The organism is Rahnella sp. PAMC25617 (assembly GCF_050606005.1).
Taxonomy (GTDB): domain Bacteria; phylum Pseudomonadota; class Gammaproteobacteria; order Enterobacterales; family Enterobacteriaceae; genus Rahnella; species Rahnella variigena.
This window is the reverse complement of the sequence record NZ_JBOCUM010000006.1, coordinates 149956-169198: the sequence shown is the minus strand read 5'-3', so window position 1 is coordinate 169198 and position 19243 is coordinate 149956. Positions and strand designations below refer to the sequence as shown.

Annotated in this window: 18 protein-coding genes; 5 read left to right on the top strand and 13 right to left on the bottom strand. The window is 55.7% G+C overall.

Annotation, left to right across the window (positions count from 1 at the left end; genetic code table 11):
• Positions 1-41 precede the first annotated feature (41 nt).
• The 4 genes from ACM615_RS06750 to ACM615_RS06735 are packed head-to-tail and all read left to right on the top strand — an operon-like array spanning position 42 to position 3959.
• The gene (locus ACM615_RS06750) at positions 42-1058 is read left to right on the top strand and encodes an ABC transporter permease (protein ID WP_120161840.1); all 1017 of its coding nucleotides are present in this window, start codon (positions 42-44) and stop codon (positions 1056-1058) included.
• A 3-nt stretch (positions 1059-1061) separates the two neighbouring features.
• Positions 1062-1973 (top strand): D,D-dipeptide ABC transporter permease, encoded by a 912-nt coding sequence (gene ddpC, locus ACM615_RS06745; protein ID WP_132963852.1) that lies wholly within the window; start codon positions 1062-1064, stop codon positions 1971-1973.
• A gap of 1 nt (position 1974) precedes the next feature.
• Positions 1975-3003, top strand: a complete 1029-nt coding sequence (locus tag ACM615_RS06740) for an ABC transporter ATP-binding protein (RefSeq protein ID WP_132963853.1) — start codon at positions 1975-1977, stop codon at positions 3001-3003.
• Positions 3003-3959 (top strand): oligopeptide/dipeptide ABC transporter ATP-binding protein, encoded by a 957-nt coding sequence (locus ACM615_RS06735; RefSeq protein ID WP_431011685.1) that lies wholly within the window; start codon positions 3003-3005, stop codon positions 3957-3959. Before ACM615_RS06740 ends, ACM615_RS06735 begins: the two co-directional genes overlap by 1 nt.
• A 615-nt stretch (positions 3960-4574) precedes the next feature.
• On the opposite strand, the gene ACM615_RS06730 is transcribed toward ACM615_RS06735, so the two are convergent.
• Genes ACM615_RS06730 through galB form a run of 4 tightly spaced genes read right to left on the bottom strand, consistent with a single transcriptional unit; the run spans position 4575 to position 8066 of the window.
• Complete coding sequence (locus ACM615_RS06730; RefSeq protein WP_431011684.1) at positions 4575-5471, bottom strand: DUF1932 domain-containing protein; 897 nt, start codon at positions 5469-5471, stop codon at positions 4575-4577.
• A complete protein-coding gene (locus ACM615_RS06725; protein ID WP_431011683.1) occupies positions 5464-6588 on the bottom strand; it encodes a 4-oxalomesaconate tautomerase in 1125 nt (374 codons plus the stop codon). The genes ACM615_RS06730 and ACM615_RS06725 overlap by 8 nt, the downstream gene beginning before the upstream one ends.
• A gap of 9 nt (positions 6589-6597) precedes the next feature.
• A complete protein-coding gene (locus ACM615_RS06720; RefSeq protein ID WP_112290643.1) occupies positions 6598-7323 on the bottom strand; it encodes a 4-carboxy-4-hydroxy-2-oxoadipate aldolase/oxaloacetate decarboxylase in 726 nt (241 codons plus the stop codon).
• Positions 7320-8066 carry a 4-oxalmesaconate hydratase gene (galB, locus tag ACM615_RS06715; RefSeq protein WP_129638605.1) on the bottom strand — a complete coding sequence of 249 codons (747 nt, stop codon included), beginning with the start codon at positions 8064-8066 and terminating at the stop codon, positions 7320-7322. Before galB ends, ACM615_RS06720 begins: the two co-directional genes overlap by 4 nt.
• Positions 8067-8341: 275 nt before the next feature.
• Here galB and ACM615_RS06710 point away from each other — a divergent pair, with 275 nt between their 5' ends.
• Complete coding sequence (locus ACM615_RS06710; protein ID WP_431011682.1) at positions 8342-9556, top strand: LysR family transcriptional regulator; 1215 nt, start codon at positions 8342-8344, stop codon at positions 9554-9556.
• A gap of 1 nt (position 9557) precedes the next feature.
• On the opposite strand, the gene aroQ is transcribed toward ACM615_RS06710, so the two are convergent.
• The 9 genes from aroQ to spy all read right to left on the bottom strand — a co-directional run bounded on the left by aroQ (position 9558) and on the right by spy (position 18956).
• Positions 9558-9998, bottom strand: coding sequence for a type II 3-dehydroquinate dehydratase (gene aroQ / locus ACM615_RS06705; RefSeq protein ID WP_132963858.1), 441 nt, complete (start codon positions 9996-9998; stop codon positions 9558-9560).
• Positions 9999-10012: 14 nt separating this feature from the next.
• The gene (locus ACM615_RS06700) at positions 10013-10846 is read right to left on the bottom strand and encodes an amidohydrolase family protein (RefSeq protein WP_431011681.1); all 834 of its coding nucleotides are present in this window, start codon (positions 10844-10846) and stop codon (positions 10013-10015) included.
• Entirely contained in the window at positions 10843-12105 is a 1263-nt protein-coding gene (locus tag ACM615_RS06695) for a gallate dioxygenase (protein WP_129638609.1), read from the bottom strand. The genes ACM615_RS06700 and ACM615_RS06695 overlap by 4 nt, the downstream gene beginning before the upstream one ends.
• 154 nt (positions 12106-12259) lie before the next feature.
• The gene (locus ACM615_RS06690; protein ID WP_129638610.1) at positions 12260-13639 is read right to left on the bottom strand and encodes an MFS transporter; all 1380 of its coding nucleotides are present in this window, start codon (positions 13637-13639) and stop codon (positions 12260-12262) included.
• A 323-nt stretch (positions 13640-13962) separates the two neighbouring features.
• Positions 13963-14802: a diaminopimelate epimerase gene (gene dapF, locus ACM615_RS06685; protein ID WP_431011680.1), complete on the bottom strand. Its 840-nt coding sequence runs from the start codon at positions 14800-14802 to the stop codon at positions 13963-13965.
• A gap of 344 nt (positions 14803-15146) precedes the next feature.
• Positions 15147-15482 (bottom strand): phage holin family protein, encoded by a 336-nt coding sequence (locus ACM615_RS06680; protein WP_240783299.1) that lies wholly within the window; start codon positions 15480-15482, stop codon positions 15147-15149.
• Between the two features lie 307 nt (positions 15483-15789).
• Complete coding sequence (locus tag ACM615_RS06675) at positions 15790-16095, bottom strand: YbdD/YjiX family protein (protein ID WP_431011679.1); 306 nt, start codon at positions 16093-16095, stop codon at positions 15790-15792.
• Positions 16088-18154 carry a carbon starvation CstA family protein gene (locus tag ACM615_RS06670; RefSeq protein WP_431011678.1) on the bottom strand — a complete coding sequence of 689 codons (2067 nt, stop codon included), beginning with the start codon at positions 18152-18154 and terminating at the stop codon, positions 16088-16090. The genes ACM615_RS06675 and ACM615_RS06670 overlap by 8 nt, the downstream gene beginning before the upstream one ends.
• 292 nt (positions 18155-18446) lie before the next feature.
• Positions 18447-18956: an ATP-independent periplasmic protein-refolding chaperone Spy gene (spy, locus tag ACM615_RS06665; protein WP_120161856.1), complete on the bottom strand. Its 510-nt coding sequence runs from the start codon at positions 18954-18956 to the stop codon at positions 18447-18449.
• Between the last annotated feature and the right edge of the window lie 287 nt (positions 18957-19243).

Sequence of the window (19243 nt, the reverse complement as noted above, 5' to 3'; positions counted from 1 at the left end):
CCTGCAGCCCGGATTATTTAGGGGATTGGCTGGGGGGTAGGATGACTTTTTGGACTCTGATTCGACAAAGATGCTGGGGTTTGATTTTGGTGATGGCAGGCGTTTGCGTAATCACTTTTATCATCTCGCATATGATCCCGGGTGACCCGGCGCGCCTGCTGGCGGGCGACCGTGCCAGTAATGAAATGGTCGAACATATCCGTGAGCAACTGGGGCTGAATCAGCCACTGTACGTGCAGTTTTTCCGCTACGTCAGTGATTTGCTGCACGGCGATTTAGGCACGTCGATCCGTACCGGCCGTCCGGTGCTGGAAGACCTGAAAGCGTTCTTCCCGGCGACGCTTGAACTGGCGGTCAGTGCGCTGTTTCTGGCGATTGTGCTCGGCATTCCGCTTGGCGTGCTGTCGGCGGTGTATCGCAATAAATTCCCGGATCATCTGGTGCGTTTGCTTTCCGTGCTGGGGATATCCACGCCTGCATTCTGGCTGGGGCTGGGCGTTATCATCCTGTTCTACGGTCATCTGAACCTGCTGCCGGGTGGCGGAAGGCTGGATGACTGGATGGATCCGCCGGCCAATATCACCGGTTTTTATGTCCTCGATTCCCTGCTGACTGGTAACTGGGACGCCTTCTGGAACAGTCTGCAACATCTGGCGATGCCTGCGCTGACGCTGGCGTTTGTCCACATGGGTATCGTGGCGCGGCAAATTCGCTCGGCGATGCTTGAGCAACTGAGCGAAGACTACATCCGCACGGCGCGCGCTAACGGGCTTTCCCGCTGGCGGGTGATCCTGAGCCACGCGTTGCCGAATGCGCTGATCCCGTCGGTCACCGTGCTCGGGCTGGCGATGGGTGATTTACTCTACGGGGCGGTGCTGACCGAAACCGTATTTGCCTGGCCGGGCATGGGCGCGTACGTGGTGAACTCGATTCAGGCGCTGGATTTCCCGGCGGTGATGGGCTTTGCGGTGGTGGTGTCGTTCGCGTACGTCATCGTCAATTTATGTGTGGATTTACTGTATGTGTGGATCGATCCGCGCATTGGCCGTGAGGGGTGAGGCATGTCAGTGATTGAACCGGGCGTCAATAACCACCGGGCCGAGATTGTGGCACCGGACATCAAACCGCGTTTCGCCAGCTGGCGGCGCACATTCCATTTACTGAGCCGCAGTCCGCTGACCATGCTTGGGCTGGCGATCATGTTGATCGTGTTGTTTATCATGATTTTTTCGCCGTGGCTGGTGCCGCATGACCCGAATGCCATCAGCCTCACCGACCGGTTGCAGGCGCCTTCCGCGCTGCACTGGTTTGGTACTGATGAAGTCGGAAGGGATCTGTTCAGCCGCGTTCTTATTGGCAGCCAGCAGTCGGTGGCCGCAGGGCTGGCGGTGGTCATTATCGCGGGCACGACTGGCTCGCTGCTCGGTTGTTTCTCCGGCGTGGTCGGCGGCGTGGTTGACGCGCTGATCATGCGCTGCATGGACATCATGCTGTCGGTACCGTCACTGGTCTTAACGATGGCACTGGCTGCCGCGCTCGGGCCGAGTTTATTTAACGCCATGCTGGCAATCGCCGTGGTGCGTATTCCTTTTTATGTGCGGCTGGCGCGCGGGCAGACGCTGATGTTACGGCATCAGGCGTATATGCAGGCCACGCGGACGTTCGGCGCATCGCGCTGGCATCTGATTACCTGGCACGTTTTACGAAACGTAATGCCGCCGTTAGTGGTGCAGGCTTCTCTGGATATCGGCACCTCGATTCTGATGGCCGCGACGCTCGGCTTCATCGGCCTTGGCGCGCAACAACCGACCGCAGAATGGGGCGCGATGGTGTCTAATGGCCGCAATTATATTCTCGACCAGTGGTGGTATTCGGCGTTTCCGGGCGTGGCGATACTGATCACGGCCACCGGTTTTAACCTGTTCGGCGACGGTCTGCGCGACCTGCTGGATCCTAAAAGCAGAGGGCGCTGAAATGACTGAACTAACCCAGGCGCCGGTACTGAAAATCGACAATCTGCAACTGGTCTTTCCGGTGTACGGCGGCGAAGTCAGCGCACTGAATCAGGTGTCCCTGTCTGTGAACGCCGGTGAAATCGTCGGCGTGGTGGGCGAATCCGGCTCAGGCAAATCGGTCACGGCGATGATGGCGATGCGCCTGCTGCCACCCGATGGTTTCACTGTCACGGGCGGCGCGTTACACATGCTCGGCACCGATGTGGTTCATGCCAGTGAAGAACAGATGCGCGCCTTACGTGGCGCTCGCGTGGCGATGATTTTTCAGGAGCCAATGAATGCCCTGAACCCGACACGCAAAATTGGCCGTCAGATGTGCGAAGTCATTTGTCTGCATCAGAAGCTCAGTAAGGCGCAGGCGTGGCAAAAAGCCATCGGGCTGCTTGATGATATGCAGATTGCCGATGCAGAACAGGTGATGTCGCGCTATCCGTTTGAGCTTTCCGGCGGGATGCGCCAGCGGGTATTAATCGCAATGGCTTTTTCCTGCGAGCCGGAACTGATCATCGCCGACGAACCGACGACCGCACTGGACGTTACCGTGCAGCGTCAGGTATTACGCTTGCTACAGCGTAAAGCCCGCGCCAGCGGCACCGCCGTGTTATTCATCACCCATGATATGGCGGTGGTGTCGCAGCTTTGCGACCGTGTTTATGTGATGTACGCCGGGCATGTGATTGAAAGCGGCAACACGGCTGACGTGATCGACACGCCGTCGCATCCGTATTCCATCGGCTTATTGCAGGCCGCGCCGGAGAATGGTGAGCCACGTAGCCTGCTGAAAGCCATTCCCGGTACGGTGCCGAATCTGGCAAAACTGCCGCAAGGCTGTGCATTTCGCGGGCGCTGCAATCACGCCGACGAGCGTTGTCTGATCACCCCTGTGTTGTCACCGCTGACTCAGTTTCCGCTACAGTCCGTCGCCTGCTGGCATCCGCAGCGTCATGCTGCTGAAATCCACATTCAAGACATTGAGGAGCATTCCTGATGATTGCTGAAGCATTGGTCGAGTTGCAGGATGTGCGCGTGCGGTTCCCGGCCAGTTATAACTGGCGCGGTAAACCTACCGGTTATGTCCATGCGCTGAACGGGCTTGATCTCAATATTATCCGCGGCGAGACGTTAGGGATTGTTGGCGAATCCGGTTGTGGGAAAAGCACGCTGGCACAATTGCTGATGGGATTACAAAAACCGAGCAGCGGAGAAATCCACCGTGCCCGCCATGATAATTCCTGGTTTGGTTCCGGTATGCAGATGGTATTTCAGGACCCACAATCGTCGCTTGATCCGCGCCTGCCGGTCTGGCGAATCATCACTGAGCCGGTATATGTGCAGAAACACAACAGCAGCCGCGAACGCCGTGAACTGGCTGCCACACTGGCGGAACAGGTGGGTATTCGCAAAGAATACCTCGACCGTCTCCCGCATGAATTTTCCGGCGGCCAGCGTCAGCGTATTTCCATTGCCCGCGCACTGTCTTCCGAACCAGACATCATCGTGCTGGATGAACCGACCTCAGCGCTGGATATTTCAGTGCAGGCGCAAATTCTCAATCTGCTGGTTGAACTGCAGCGCCAGCGTAATCTGACCTACGTGCTGATTTCCCATAACGTGTCCGTTGTGCGCCACATGAGTGACCGCGTGGCGGTGATGTATCTGGGGCAAATCGTTGAACTGGGCGCGGCGGAAAAAGTGCTGTCCGAGCCGCAGCATCCGTATACCCGTTTGCTGCTCGATTCCGTTCCCCGCGCCGGACGCGCTCTGGATGAGGGGATCGTTGATAAAAAGGGCGAGCTTCCCAGTAACCGTAATCTGCCTATGGGCTGTTATTTTCGCGAACGCTGTCCGCTGGCCGGTGACGGCTGTCAGATGCCACAGGAGCTTGTCTGCGGGGCAGGTGGGGTGGTAGCGAGGTGTCATCGGGTTATGCCGGAGCGGGCATAAAGTCGCTTTTTTTTAATTTCAAGCTCAAGGTCAAGGTCGTGGGCGTCGGCCCACACCGACCAGAGACCCGGTAACGCGCGGGCCTCTGGACTCCGCGCTTTTTTCACTGCGCGCTATCGCTCGCTGGCTATGTTTCAGTTGCCGCAGCGACAGGCTGGAAATCTTGCCGCTGCGCGGTGCCTTCTCTCGGTCCTGAAGCCTTCGGTCTTCAGGCCGCTCCGTTCAGCAAGATTTCTGAATCGCCCGCAGCTTTTTTAAAAAATTAAGATAGTGAGGTTGTGAAGTATAAGCCTGAGGCCGGTTCCAAAATTCCGCCGGAGGAGAGGTGGAAAACCGCGCGTCTTTTTGCGCGGGTTGTAACCCGAACGGAGGGAACCGCGTAGCGGCGGGATTTTGCGGCTATCGCTGTGGTTGATGAAACATAGTCAGCGAGCGATAGCGCGCAGTAAAAGAGCCGGAGATTCTTAAGAGGCGCGGCGATAGGCGCCTCTTAAGGCCAGTGTGGGTGGCAACCCACGACGTTGACCTTAAGGCCAGCATGGGTGGCAACCCACGACGTTGACCTTAAGGCCAGTATGGGTGGCAACCCAAGGTCTTGATTTTAATGTTAAGTCGTCACGATGTCCGACCCGACATCAACAGATCCACTGTTTTCCCCCAGTCAAACGGTTCCAGATCCGTATACCTGATCCCCTTCGCCGCCAGCGCATCCACCAGCCCCTGCTGGGCGATCACCGTACCGGAGCTCATATTCGGCGCGACGCCGACATCTTCGAGCGTTTTCACAACTTCACGCATTTCCTCGGCGCGGCGTTTGCCATGTTCCGCAATCCGGCTGATGAGATAGTGCGGAAACTGCGCGTTCCAGCCGAGTGAGGGGAAACTGGCGTGCAGCGAAGCCAGTACTTCTTTTTCGACACCGTACTGGCGTGCGGCACTCAGGCATTCGGCGGTCAGCGCCTCCAGACCTTTGATCATCACGCTGCGGCACATTTTGATCGCCGAGGCTTCTCCAACGGTGTTGCTGTGAACGTTGCTGTTAAATCCGTGTTCATTCAGCCATTCGCTGATGGCGTAAACATGCGTGCCGCCAAGCAGCAGCGGGGTTTTCAGGCGTGCGGGCGGATAGGGCGCCATCACCGCGACGTCGATATAATTGCCGCCTGCCTGTTCAATTAACGCCATCGCTTCGCGTTTGGTATGGGGTGAAACGGAATTCAGATCGAGAAAGAACTGTCCGGGGGCGAGGTGCCGGGCGACGGCATCGGCCACTTTCAGCGATTCAGCGGCGGTCACGGCTGAGAATATGATCTGACTGTTTTTCACGGCGTCTTCGACCGACAGCGCAAAGCTCACTCCCGCGTCACGGGCGCGCTGACGGATAACAGGGGAATCGGTCTGCTTATCAAATGCTGCAACGTCCAGCGCCGGATGTTGCTTTTTCAGATCCGTTGCCAGAATGGTGCCGACTTCGCCGAGGCCAATTAAGGTAATGCGGGTCACGTTATTCATGATGGGGTTCCTGGTGATCGTCCTGATTGCCGTCCCAGATGCTGGCGGGGATCGCGACGCGGCCTTCAAAAATCAGGCGGGCGGTGCGTAACAGTGCGCAGCCTTTCAGGCGATCTGCACCGGTTTTTGTCGGATCGAGTTGTAATTCCACGCTGAATTCGCCGGTCGGATGTTCCACGCTGATTAACGACGTGTTGCCCGTTGGCGCATGTGCCAGCCCTTCGGTGATGCTGCCGGGGATCAGGCAGGCGCTGGCGACGCTGACCGCGCCGAGCACGCCAATCGATGCGTGACAGCGGTGTGGGATAAACGTCCGGCTTGAGATAGCACCGCCGTTTCGCGGCTCGGCAATCAGGGTCATTTTCGGCACGGTACGCTGCGAGACATCGCCGAGATTCATTTTCGGGCCCGCCTGTAAACGGATCGACTCGAGGCGTTTTTTCAGTTCTGTATCCGCATCCAGCTGTTCGCGGGTCTCATAACCACTGCGCCCGAAATCCGCAGCCCGCAGCAGAATCACCGGCATGCCGTTGTCGATACAGGTGACGTCAATACCGTCGAACGTGTCGCGGGCGTTGCCCGTCGGCAGCAGTGCGCCGCAACTGGAACCGGCGATATCGGCAAATTCCACGCTGATTTTGGCCGCAGTGCCGGGTACGCCGTCAATGCGCAAATCGCCCTGATAGCAAACCTGACCGTCTTCTACGGGCACATGAGCGGTCGCAATCTGGCCTGTGTTTTCCATGAAGATCCGCACCGGTGTCATCCCTTCGATCGCGCTGACCAGCTGGCGCTCGAGGGCGAACGGGCCGACGGCGGCCAGGATATTGCCGCAGTTTTGCCCGTAATCCACCACCGCTTTATCGACATTCACCTGCGCAAAAAGGTAATCGACGTCGGCATCAGGGCGCGCAGAGGGGCGGACAATTGCCACTTTGCTGGTCAGCGGATCGGCGCCGCCGAGGCCGTCAATCTGGCGAGGATCGGGTGAGCCCATCACCGCCAGCAGCACGTTATCGCGTAAGGTCTGGTCTGCCGGCAAATCATCCGCCAGAAAGAATGCGCCTTTGGACGTGCCGCCGCGCATCAGCAGGCAGGGAATTCGGGTCTGCGGCATATTGGCTCCTCAGCGCTTTTCGGCTTGCTCTAATTCTTCGGTGGAATCGAAATACTTCAGGCCTTTTTCAGCCAGTCGCGGACGCATATTGTAGATATCCAGCCCGAGCTCGCCGTCTGCCATTCTTGCGCGTTTACTTTCTTCCAGCGTTTCACGTTCACGGCTGGCCTGCGCCACTTGCGCGACCTCTTCGCGGCGAACGACCACCACACCGTCATCATCGGCCACGATGGCATCGCCCGGATACACCAGCTGTCCGGCGCAAACCACCGGCACGTTCACGGAGCCGAGCGTTTCCTTGATGGTGCCCTGCGCATGAACCGCCCGCGACCAGACGCGGAATCCCATATCGCGCAAAGTTTTGGTATCACGCACGCCGAGATCGGCAACCAGTCCCACCACGCCGCGCGCTTTAAGCGATGTTGCCAGTAAATCGCCGAAGAAGCCGTCGGAACAGGGGGAAGTTGGCGCCACAACCAGAATATCGCCCGGCTGACATTGTTCGACGGCGACGTGGAACATCCAGTTATCGCCCGGTGCGGTCAGCACAGTGACCGCGCTGCCTGAAATCGCACAATCCTGTTGAATCGGACGAATTCCTGCCTCCAGCAACCCCTTGCGCCCCTGCGCTTCATGTACGGTGGCGACGCCAAAGGCTGCGAGAGCAGTCACGTCCGCTTTATTTGCCCGTGGAATATGGCGAACCACGACGCCTTTTTTGCCGACCAGACTCATGCTAAATCCTCCGTTACGCGCGGGAAGATGCTCTGATAGCCTTCGCCGTAAACGATGTTTTTGGCGCTGGTGATCCCGACATTTCGTTTGGCCTGCACGCCGCGCTGCTGGGCGACGCGGGTGTAGTATTCCCACAAATGTTCCTGGCCGGCCATGCACTGAATGGCCTGATATTTCTTGTCCCAGACGTCGGTGATGTCGAGCAGAACATCGGGTTTCCAGTCGCACTGTTCCGGCTGATGTGGTTCAAAACAGTAAACCGGCGGGGCGCCGACGATGGTTTCGCCCGGTTTATAGCCTTCGGCCTGCGCGATAATCCGCGCTTCCTGCGCCAGATGTGTCGCCATCGGATGATCGTAGTTGTACGGGTCTTTCAGCGAATGGGTCAGCACGAAATGCGGCTGCACGCGGCGGTAAACATCGGCCAGGCGGAACAGCGATTCTTTATCGGCACGCAGCGGATAATCGCCCATATCGAAAAACTCAACGGTGGCACCGAGAATTTCAGCGGCCGCCATGGCTTCTTCGCGACGCGACGCCTTCACGATTTCTTCGGTCATGCTGCCTTTACGCCACAGTTTGGCGGATTCACCGCGCTCGCCGAAAGACAGACAAACGATGTGGACGGCATAACCGGCCTGGGTATGTTTGGCGATGGCACCGCCCGCACGCCAGACGAAATCGGCGGAGTGGGCGCTGACGACTAATGCACTTTTAGAATCATCTTTTTTTGGCTGAGTCATGAGGGTGTCCTTGGTTTTATTGTTCTCAAAATGTCTGAGTTCCATGCTGTCAGCCTGCGCACGTGACGGGTAATTCATTTGAGCGCAGGAGGTATGCATTTTATTTATATAACCGTCATACTTCACATTGCGGATGCGTTGGCTGCGCTCAATCTCCCGAATCACTTACTTATGTAAGCTCATCGGGTGCTCTCGCTTGCCGCCTTCCCGTAACGTGAATTATTTAGGTTATAGTGCTGAGGGATGTCACTGAAAGAAACTGACAGGAGAAGGGGATGGCAGAGTCTGAGATGCTGAGTAACCTGATGCAAATACGGGCATTTTGTCAGGTTGTCGATCAGGGAAGCGTATCCCGTGCGGCCGATGAGCTTTACCGCACGCAGTCGGCGGTCACGCGGGCGATCCGCGATCTGGAACAGGCGCTCGATGTCCCGCTGTTTGAACGTCACGCCAACGGCATGTTGCTGACCGATTTCGGTAAATGCGTGCTGCCACGTGCGCGGAGAGCGATTGGCGAGCTGCATCAGATCCCCTCGCAGCTGGCGAAATTACAGGGCAAAAGCGGGCAAAGGCGCGGTGATACCGAACCGCTGTATCTGTTCAACGTCCGGCGTTTACAAATTTTTATCTCGCTGTGCAAGACGCGGCATATGCAGACGGTCGCCACGTTGCTCGGCCTCAGCCAGCCCGCGGTCAGTGCCGCCCTGAAAGTGCTGGAAAACGGCGCCGGTCTGGCGCTGCTCGAACGCACGCCGCACGGCATGATGCCGTCGCTGGCCGGGCAGGAGATCGTGCCGAACCTGCGCCGCGCGCTCAACGAACTGCGGCACATTCCCGCTGATATTGCCGCCCGCCGTGGCGTGCTGGAAGGCACAGTGCAGGTCGGCGCGTTGCCACTCGGGCGCACGCGGTTACTGCCACAGGCGATTATCGGTCTGACGCAGCGCTACAGTGGCGTAAAAGTGGTGACCAACGAAAGTGCGTTCAGCGCACTGGCATCGGAACTGCGTTCCGGCGAAGTGGATTTTATTTTTGGCGCGCTGCGTTCCAGTGATTACGCGGCGGATATGACAACTGAAACGCTGTTTACCGAAAGCATGGTAATACTGGCGAGAAAAGGGCATCCGTTGCTGAGCGGCGCAGTGACGCAGGCGCAGTTGCGCGAGGCCCGCTGGGTATTGCCCCGCGCCGAAACGCCCGCCCGACGGTTGCTGGACAACAGTTTTGCCGCAATGAACATGCCGCCACCCGATCCGGTGGTTGAAAGCGGTGATCTGGGAATTGTACGCGGGCTGTTGCTGGGTTCTGACATGCTGGCAGCAGTATCAGCCCGCCAGCTGGAGCACGAGCTTGAGTCCGGTGAACTGGTCAAACTGCCGCTGGATCTGGCCGATACGCACCGTGCTATCGGCCTGACATTCCGCGCCGGGAGTTTGCTGTCACCGGCGGCACAAGCACTGGTGGCAGAGATCCGGAAGGTTTGCAGCTAAATCACTTATTCAAATTCACCACTGCCTGTCTGATCGCGTACTCGTAGCCCTGAATACCGAACCCGCAGATCACACCGACGGAAACGTCGGAAAGAAATGAGTGATGGCGAAAGGCGTCGCGTTTATGCACGTTGGTGATGTGGACTTCGTACAGCGGCAGGCTGACGGCGGTCACGGCGTCGCGGATGGCGACGGAGGTGTGTGTCCATGCGGCGGCGTTCAGCACAATCGCGTCCACCGTTCCCCGGCAGGCCTGAATACGGTCGATCAGATCGCCTTCGTGATTGGTCTGGAAGAATTCGATGGTTGCGCCGCAGCTTTCGCCGGTCTGATGACATAACTTTTCGATGGTCGCCAGCGTGTCGTGGCCGTAGGTTTCCGGTTCACGGGTGCCCAGCAGATTGAGATTCGGGCCGTTAAAGACGGCAATTTTGTAATTCATGGTCTTTCCTTTCTTTAGTAATCCGTAAATCCAAACAAATCTTTCGGCGTCTGCCATAAAATCTGCTGACGGATTTTTTCGTCAGGGAATAATTGTTCGACCAGCATCAGCAACGTGCCGAGATCCATCCGGTGCTCCGCCCGCAGGAACGGCCAGTCGGAACCCCACATGCAATGCTCTGCGCCGAACGCATTGAGCAGCGCATGCTGATAAGCGTGCCCGTCCTGATAAGGAAAAGGCTGGCGGCTGAATTTCGCCAGACCCGACAGTTTTACCCAGGTTCTTTGCTGGTCAGCGAGACTGAGCAAAGCCTGAAACGCCGGTTGTTGCAGGCCCTGCGTGACGTCAGGGCGTCCGGAGTGATCAATCAGCAGCCGCGTTTTGCTGCGGTTGATCAGCGGCAACAATGCCAGAAGCTGATCGTTCTGCACCTGAATGGCGGCGAACATATCCAGTTCGGCAAGACGCCCCATCAGGCTGCCGAGGTGCAAAAAAGGCTCTGTGCCGAGCATCGCAACATTCATCGCAATGCCGACCACACCGGCCTGTTTCAGGCTGGCAAGCCGCTCAGTGCTGATATCAAACGGGACGACGGCGATACCTTTGAAGCGGCCGTTGCCCTTTTCCAGCGCATCCAGCAAACACGTACTGTCAGTGTTGTAACCCGACGTCGGGCCGACAATCAGCGAGTGGCGGATGTTGTACGCCTGCATCACGGCGCGGTAATAATCGGTGGTGCCAATCTCGTGTCCTTCCGGACGATAAGGCGTGTCCGGAAGGTACGGGAAGCGCGCCGGATCAAACACGTGGTGATGTGTGTCGATCTTGGGTTGCTCAAAAATCGTCATGCTTTCGCTTTACCTGCTACTGAATAGAGAACTTGTTGATTGCGGGTTTTCTGGAATTCTTCCAGCGTTTCGCCACGCATCGCGGAATAAATATGTAAATTGGAGACACCGACTACTGCGCCGAGTTTTTCCAGCAGGAAGAAGCTGACGCCGTAATGGATCATGCCGCGCCAGTCGAGTTCACGCAGCAGCTTTTGTTCCTCGTCCGTCAGTTTGTTTTCAGCAAACATAGCCTTCTGATCGGTAAGGAAACGCTCGCGCCATGCAGGTTGGATCAGACGGTGCAGGAACCGGTTAATACGCAGCGCTTTCAGGCTGCGCGCCTGAGTGAACGGGTAGGTGCCCGGCAGTTTTTCGACGCCCGCCATTTGCTGCGCGATTTTGTCACGCTGGCGCTGCTGCACGTCGTACGGCGCTTCACGTGACTGATTTTCGAGGATCAGCGTGGCGATGCCGGTCATCGACGGCAGGTAATAGGCCTGATGCAGTTTCTTCACATTGGCCGACAGCGCGCCGCGCATCACCAGCCACATAATGACTTCCGCACCTTCCATGCCGCCCTGCGTGGCAAATTCAGCCAGCGTCATTTCGGTCAGACGTTCCGGGTCGTTGACAATCATATCGACAAACTGCTCATCCCAGTCCGGATTGTTAAACCCGCAACGTTCGCCGTGAACCTGATGCGACACGCCGCCGGTGGCGACAATCGCCACGTTTAAATCTTCCGGGAAACTTTCAATCGCACGGCGCAGTGCCTGACCGAGTTTGTAGCAGCGGCGGGCAGTCGGAATAGGGAACTGTAAAACGCCGATTTGCAGCGGAACGATTTGTGTCGGCCAGCCGCCTTCATGCGGGAGCAGGGCGGAAAGCGGCGAGAACAACCCGTGATCCAAAGGCTTATCCTGGAAGAACGACATATCGAATTCATCCGCCATCAGGCTGGCACCGATATGCTGCGACAGTGCCGCATGGCCTTTGACCGCAGGCAGGTCACGCGGGCCGCCGCCTTCATCGGCTACTTCATACTGCTCGTCGATACCCAGCGTAAAGGCGGAATAGTGATCGAAGAAAAACGAGGTCACATGGTCGTTGAAAATGTAAACCAGCACGTCCGGTTTTTTCTCATCCAGCCATTTTTGCATCGGTGCAAAGCTTTCGAAAATCGGCGCCCAGGCGCTTTCTTCCTGCTTGTTATGGTCAACCGCAAAACCGATGGTAGGGGTATGTGAAACTGCTAAACCGCCTATGATTTTCGCCATCTTAAATCCTCAGTGCTTTTGTAGGGTAATCGCGGCGCGAAGGTCGTGCCGCGTTCTATTTCTATATATGAACAGGTAGATGAACAGGTAGATGAATAGGTTGATGAATATATTGCTCAACAGGTTTCTAATTATAAGGTGGCTAATCCAGAGACTAGCGGATATTCATGGTGCGCGACAACTCCGGGATGTCAGTAATATCAACGCCTTTGATCATCTCGGCCGGGTGCGCCGCACGGTGTAAAAGAATGCTCAGCCCCGCCAGCAATGCAGGCAACGCCAGAATAATAAAGATCATGTTTTGGCCGGAGAAAACGCCCAGCAGGACGCCGCCCATTGAAGAGCTGATAATCGCGCCGCTGCGGCCGATTCCGTGCATCCAGCAGACGCCGGTGGCACGCATTTCCGTCGGATAAAAGGCCGGGGAAAACGCCTGCAAACCGGTTTGTGCGCCGTTAATACACACGCCGCTGATGAACACCAGCAGGGCAAGAATATCCGGGCCGAAGTTACCGATACCCTGTGATAACAGGCTGACCACGCCCATCATGTAGAAACCGGCAATCACTCGTTTGGCGATGAATCGGTCCATCAGGCCGCCGACCATCAGCCCGCCGAAAGTGCCGCCTAACTGGAACAAACCGGCGACGATGGCCGCACGTTCCAGTGAGAAACCGCCGTTACGCATAATGGTTGGCAGCCAGCCATTCAGCAGATAGATCACGAACAGTCCCATGAAATAAGTGACCCACAGCACAATCGTGCCTTTGGCGTAACCGTTGGTGAAAAGCTGGAAGACCTTGGCTTTTTTCTGAATCACCGGCGCTTTCAGCACAAACTTGGTACCTTCGCTGAATACGCCACCGGCGCGGGTGAGCACTTTGGCGATTTTCTCTTTCGCCACTTCGCGCACCACCATATACATGGCGGATTCCGGCAGGATCCACAGCAGCAAGGGCAGCATCAGCAGGGGCACAATCCCGCCCGCGAAAATGACCGATTTCCAGCCGTAGTGCGGCAGTAAACCTGCGGCGACAAAACCTCCTGCGCCGGAACCGACGTTAAAGCCGCTGTACATCACTGTAATCATCAGGCTGCGGCGGCGTTCGGGCATGTATTCCGACACCAGCGTCACGGTATTGGGCATCACCGCGCCTAAACCGAGGCCGGTGAGAAAACGCAGGATCGCCATTTCCATCGGCGTGCGGGCAAAGGTGCTCAGCAGGCTGAACAGTGCGAAGCACAGAATCGACCACATCAGCACCCGTTTGCGACCAAAGCGATCCGCGTTCGGTCCGGCAATCAGCGCGCCAATAGCCACGCCAAACATCGCAGCACCCAGGATCGGGCCCATTTCCGCGCGGCTGATACCCCAGTCTTCGATCAGCGCCGGGGCGATGAAGCCCATCACTGCGGCGTCATAACCGTCGAACATGATGATGATGAAACACAGGGATAAAACCACCCATTGATATTTCGATATCGGGCGTTCGTCTATCCACGCTTTCACGTCCACGATGGTGTTGTTGCTCATAGGGTACGCTCTCTGTTTTTTTTATTAATATGTGATCGGATTAAAACTTTGGACAAAATTTCACGGACCGGCTTAGCACGAAGAACGGTCGCGAAGGGTTTCTATTAAGATTATTTTATTTATTAAACAATGCGTTGGTTATTTATTGTTGTGCTTCCTGATAACCAACTTAGGGGCTGTAAAGCGCGCTGTCTGCCATAAAATCATTATGCAGGTATGAGTTTTATTTATGATGGGGTGTTTAAAATTACGGCAGTCGTGCTGCCGTAATTAAAAGAGGACGCTGGAAGAGAAGGGGATTAAGCATTCATCAGGCGAATAAGTTACGCCGTCATATCCCAGAAACAGTCGTTATCGAGGGTGATGGTGGCGATTTTCTGCACCGGACCGCGCATGTTGACCTGAAAATCACCGCTGAAACTGATGGCAAGTTTCCCACCCGGCATATGCACCGTAACATTTTCATCCACCAGCCCCAGTTTGCGCATCGCGCTGGCGGCCGCACAACTGCTGCTACCGGAGGCCAGCGTATAGCCTGCGCCACGTTCCCAGATGCCGATATTGATGTTGTTTCTGTCCAGCACCTGCGCGAACTGCACGTTGGTACGCTTCGGGAAAATTGCCAGTGTTTCGATTTCAGAACCCAGTTGTTTCACCAGCCCTAAATCCAGTTCATCCACCCGGATCACGCAGTGCGGATTGCCCATCGACACCAGCGTCGCACTGAGGCTGTGTCCGCCCGCGACCAATGGCAATGCAAGGGCTTCGTCACCTTCAACGCTGGCAGGTAACGCCGCCGGAGAAAACTTTGCCTGACCCATATCGACAATCACCTGATGCGCACCTTCGGTCACTTCGCAACGCACCTGCCCGCCGGGGGTATTCACCAGAAACGGTTCGTGCGCTACGCGGCCAATATCAAACAGATAGCGGGCGTAAATCCGCAGGCCGTTGCCGCTTTTTTCGGCCTCTGAACCGTCGGGATTGATAATGCGCAGGGAAGGAATGTCGGCGTCGTCATGGTCAATCAGCAAACCGTCAGACCCGATACCATAATGGCGGTCGCAGAGTCGCTGAATTTGCTCATTACTGAGCAGGGAGGCTACGCTCTGATGACAGACCAGATAATCATTACCCAGCCCGTGATAGCGGTGAAAAATCATGTTGATGCTTCCTTTGGCAATTCCTGCTCGTTCATAATTGATATGAATAGCTTTAATAGGAAATCTTGCCTGTTTCAATAGCGCAACGTAAATTCAAAATAATCAGTACGAAATTGCTGAGCTGATGTCCCTGAGATCCCGCCATAAACAAGGAGTTACTGATGGAAGCTTTTACTGTTTCTGTGGCTGTTCCGCCGCTGGAAGAGGGACACTGGCTGCGGGAATCCCGCCTCCAGACTACGGCGTTGAAGTCAGGGTGAGTCAGACGGGGCGTTAGCTTTCCGTTGACCCTGGCAAAAAAAATCCCCGGCGTATAGAGTTCGCCGGGGAAGAGATGAATGTGCTTATTTGGACGTCGGGGTGTAGTTATCAATAAAGCCAGCGATTTTCCTGCCCACTAAGGTGAGGAGGGGGCCGGCAAATACCCCGCCCAAACCGGCGACGATCATTAACCGGTCATCGCTTGCATCCCGCGAAAGAACGAAAATACTCACCAACATCCCGGTGAAACAAGAAACGACAATCTGCAGAAAACAGGCTTTCAGCTCTTCTATGAACGGCTTACTTTTTCTCAGCATGATATAGCGGACAAGCCCGCCCCACGCCGACATCCCTACAATTGCAAGTATGATACCGTGCTCCATTAACACGATATCTCTGGCTTGTGCTGCACCAATCATGAAGTTGTCCTCATAAGTTAAAATTAAACCGATATAAAACTGATGCGGTCAAATTATCACCAGAGGCTGTGGAGCGAAAATCACAAGGCAACACATTTCACTGTGAGGTGTCAGGCTGCCATCACAGGGACATAAAAAAATTAAAAGACGTTGTATTTTAAGTCATTGTAAGCGACTGCTCTGGGCCTGACATGCCTCAGGCCATACTGACTGCAAGGCAAGAACGCATAAGCAACTCCTTCCTCAGGCGAGAGGAAGGAGCAAAACACTAAAACCGTCAGTTAACCGGGGAGGATAAACCGGGGGGTCAGCAAGGGCATTTGCCCATTTTCCCGCCCTCGCTCGGGAATCTCGCCTCCAGACAACGGCGGTGGAATTCACGCTCCGTCATCGGCGTGCTGCCCGGATGCCTTACCTGCATATGCCGGACATAATTCTGATAATCCTGCACGCCGACCATTAGCCGGAAACTCTGGGCGGTACGCTTTATGGCCAGTTTCAGCCACCCGGCGACGTCGTGTGGTTTCGGTTGTGGCACAAATAACGGCTGGCAGTGCGTCACCTTAAATGCGCCTAACCGTGGCGTCTTAAATAATGCGCGTGATTCAGACATGGCGGGCCTCGCGACGGTTAACCACGGCAGTTTCATGCACGGTTGGCGTAGCGGATTTAAGCGCGCGGCGGATAACAAAGAAGGCGGAAATCAGCATGGTCACCGCCACCAGCATGAAGAAACCACACAGCATGGCGTTAATCTGATTGTTCAGCACGATAGTGTGCATATCTGCCAGCGTTTTCGCCGGTTTGATGATTTCACCAGTGTCGATGCCCGCGTTAAATTTCTTCGCCTGCGCCAGAAAACCAATCGACGGTTTTTCATGGAAAATCTTCTGCCAGCCAGCGGTCATCGAGGTAATGAACAGCCAGATAGTCGGTAAAATCGTCACCCACGCGTAACGCTGTTTCTTCATTTTGAACAGCACCACCGTACCCAGGATCAGCGCCATTGAGGCCAGCATCTGGTTACCGATACCAAACAGCGGCCACAGCGTATTGATGCCGCCAAGCGGATCCACCACGCCCTGATACACGAAGAAACCCCAGCCCGCGACCGCGACCGTAGTACCGGCAAATGTGCCGATCCAGGAACGGTTATTCGCCAGCGACGGAACGGCGACGCCCACCAGATCCTGCACCATAAAACGGCAGGCGCGGGTACCGGCATCTACGGCAGTCAGGATAAATAAGGCTTCAAACAGAATGGCGAAGTGATACCAGAAAGCCATCATCGCCCGGCTGTTGAACACCTCGGTGATGATGTGCGCCATACCGACCGCAAAGGTTGGTGCGCCACCGGCACGGGAAAGAATCGACTGCTCGCCGACGTCTTTGGCGATTTGCGTCAGAACGTCCGGCGTGATGACAAAGCCCCAGCCGTTAATCACCTGTGAAGCGCTTTCCACTGTGGTGCCAATCAGCGCCGCCGGTGAGTTCATCGCAAAATACACGCCCGGATCGATAACAGACGCACAGATCAGTGCCATGATCGCCACGAACGACTCCATCAGCATTGCGCCGTAACCGATAAAACGGATATGGCTTTCGCGCTCAATCAGTTTCGGCGTCGTGCCGCTGGAAACCAGCGCATGGAAACCGGAAATCGACCCGCAGGCAATGGTGATAAACAGGAACGGGAACAGGCTGCCGGAGAATACCGGACCGCTGCCGTCAATAAAGCGTGAGACGGCAGGCATTTTCATTTCCGGCATGGCGAAGACGATACCCACCGCCAGACCGGCAATCACGCCGATTTTGAGAAACGTCGAGAGATAATCGCGCGGCGCCAGCAGCAGCCAGACCGGCAATACCGAGGCAATAAAACCGTAAATCACCAGCACCCAGGTTAGCGTGGTGCCGTGCAGCGTAAAGAACGGGCCCCAGTAAGGATCTGCCGCTACGTTGCCGCCGTACACAATCGCCAGCATCATCAGCACGAAACCAATCACCGACACTTCAGCGATTTTTCCCGGACGTAGAAAACGCATGTAGATGCCCATAAACAGGGCGATTGGGATGGTGGCGGCGATGGTGAACAGTCCCCACGGACTGTCGGCGAGTGCTTTAACCACCACCAGCGCCAGTGCGGAAAGAATGATGATCATCACGCCAAGCGCGCCGAGCATAGTGATCACTCCGGCAAAATCGCCCAGTTCCTGTTTAGCCATTTCACCTAATGAACGCCCGTCGCGGCGGGTGGAGATGAACAGGATCAGGAAATCCTGCACTGCACCCGCCAGCATCACGCCCACTAAAATCCAGATAGTGCCCGGCAGGAAGCCCATTTGTGCGGCAAGGATCGGGCCGACCAGCGGACCGGCTCCGGCGATGGCCGCGAAATGGTGGCCGAACAGTACCCATTTGTTGGTCGGCACGTAATCCAGCCCGTCATTGTGACGCTCAGCCGGAGTCATGCGTTTGTCATCCAGTTCAAAGACTTTTTCAGCGATAAACAGGCTGTAAAATCGGTAGGCAATGCTGTAACAGGCAATAGCGGCGACCACCAGCCACAGGGCGTTAACGTGTTCGCCGCGGCTCAGTGCCAGCATCCCAAAGGCAAAAGCCCCGATTAACGCCACCACCAGCCAGGTAATCCCGGACTTGACGCTTTTCATGATGTACAACTCCTTATGAATGGTCCTGCTCAGGCAGGCCACTATTTTTATTCAGAGAGTGTGATGTAGAGGTACGATGCGCAGAGGCGCATCAGGTTGCAATATTGTGAAAATTCCGTTTAAAAATAGTGTTTTTAAACGGAAAAGTTTGAAGTTAAAGATGAAATTGTGATGGGGTTGACGCTTTAGGCAGAGAAGGCTGGTCGGATGACATCAAAGTTGTGGCGCAGAAGAAAGAATGCAAAAAAAAACCGGCCCGTGAGGGGCCGGTCAGGCAGGTTATCAGACGCTATTATTCAGCGGCAGCGGGTTTTGCTTCACCTGGTTTGTGGTCACGCATCTGCTCCATTTTGGCAGCGCGTTTCTGGTAGTTCTCGTTGAACTGTTTTTTCTGCTCTGGCGTCAGCAGGTTATACATTTTGTTCTCAGCACGTGCGCGTTCCAGCATACGGTCGGACTGTGCTTTGGTGATGGTATCAATCTGCGATTTCACTTTTGATTCATCGAAGCTGTCGGACGCCACCAGGCTGTGCATCTGATCCATCTGCGCTTTCATTGCTGCGCGGTCAGGACGCGGGCCGCTGTCTTTCATGATCTCTTTCATCTGAGTTTTCTGCTGCTCAGTCAGGTTCAGACCGGCAAACGGGTTCATATGATGCGGGCCTTTATGGTGCATCATTTTACCGTGTGGCGCGGTGGTTGCATCAGTTGCAGGAGCAGCGGTCGTTTCAGCAGCAAACGCGAAAGAAGCAGAGCTCAGAGCCAGAGTTGAAGCCACAATCATTGCGGTAAGTTTACGCATAATTAAATTCCTCATTGAATATTCAGGCACGTCGCCCGTTTTGTTTCGACGTAAACAAGTCTACTCATTCCAATGAATAGTAATGCGAGGAAGATGTAAAAGAGTGAAAGCCAAAATGTCATTTATCCGGCAATCGTGGAGAAAATGTTTAGAAAGCGTAAGGTTGCGCGAACAGGCATGAACAGGAGGTCAGATAAATCTGAGTAATGCGGTGTGTTCACACATTAACATGGTGAATGTTTCGCCGCCAGACCTCACTGGTAAACATTGATGACGGTTGATGAGCA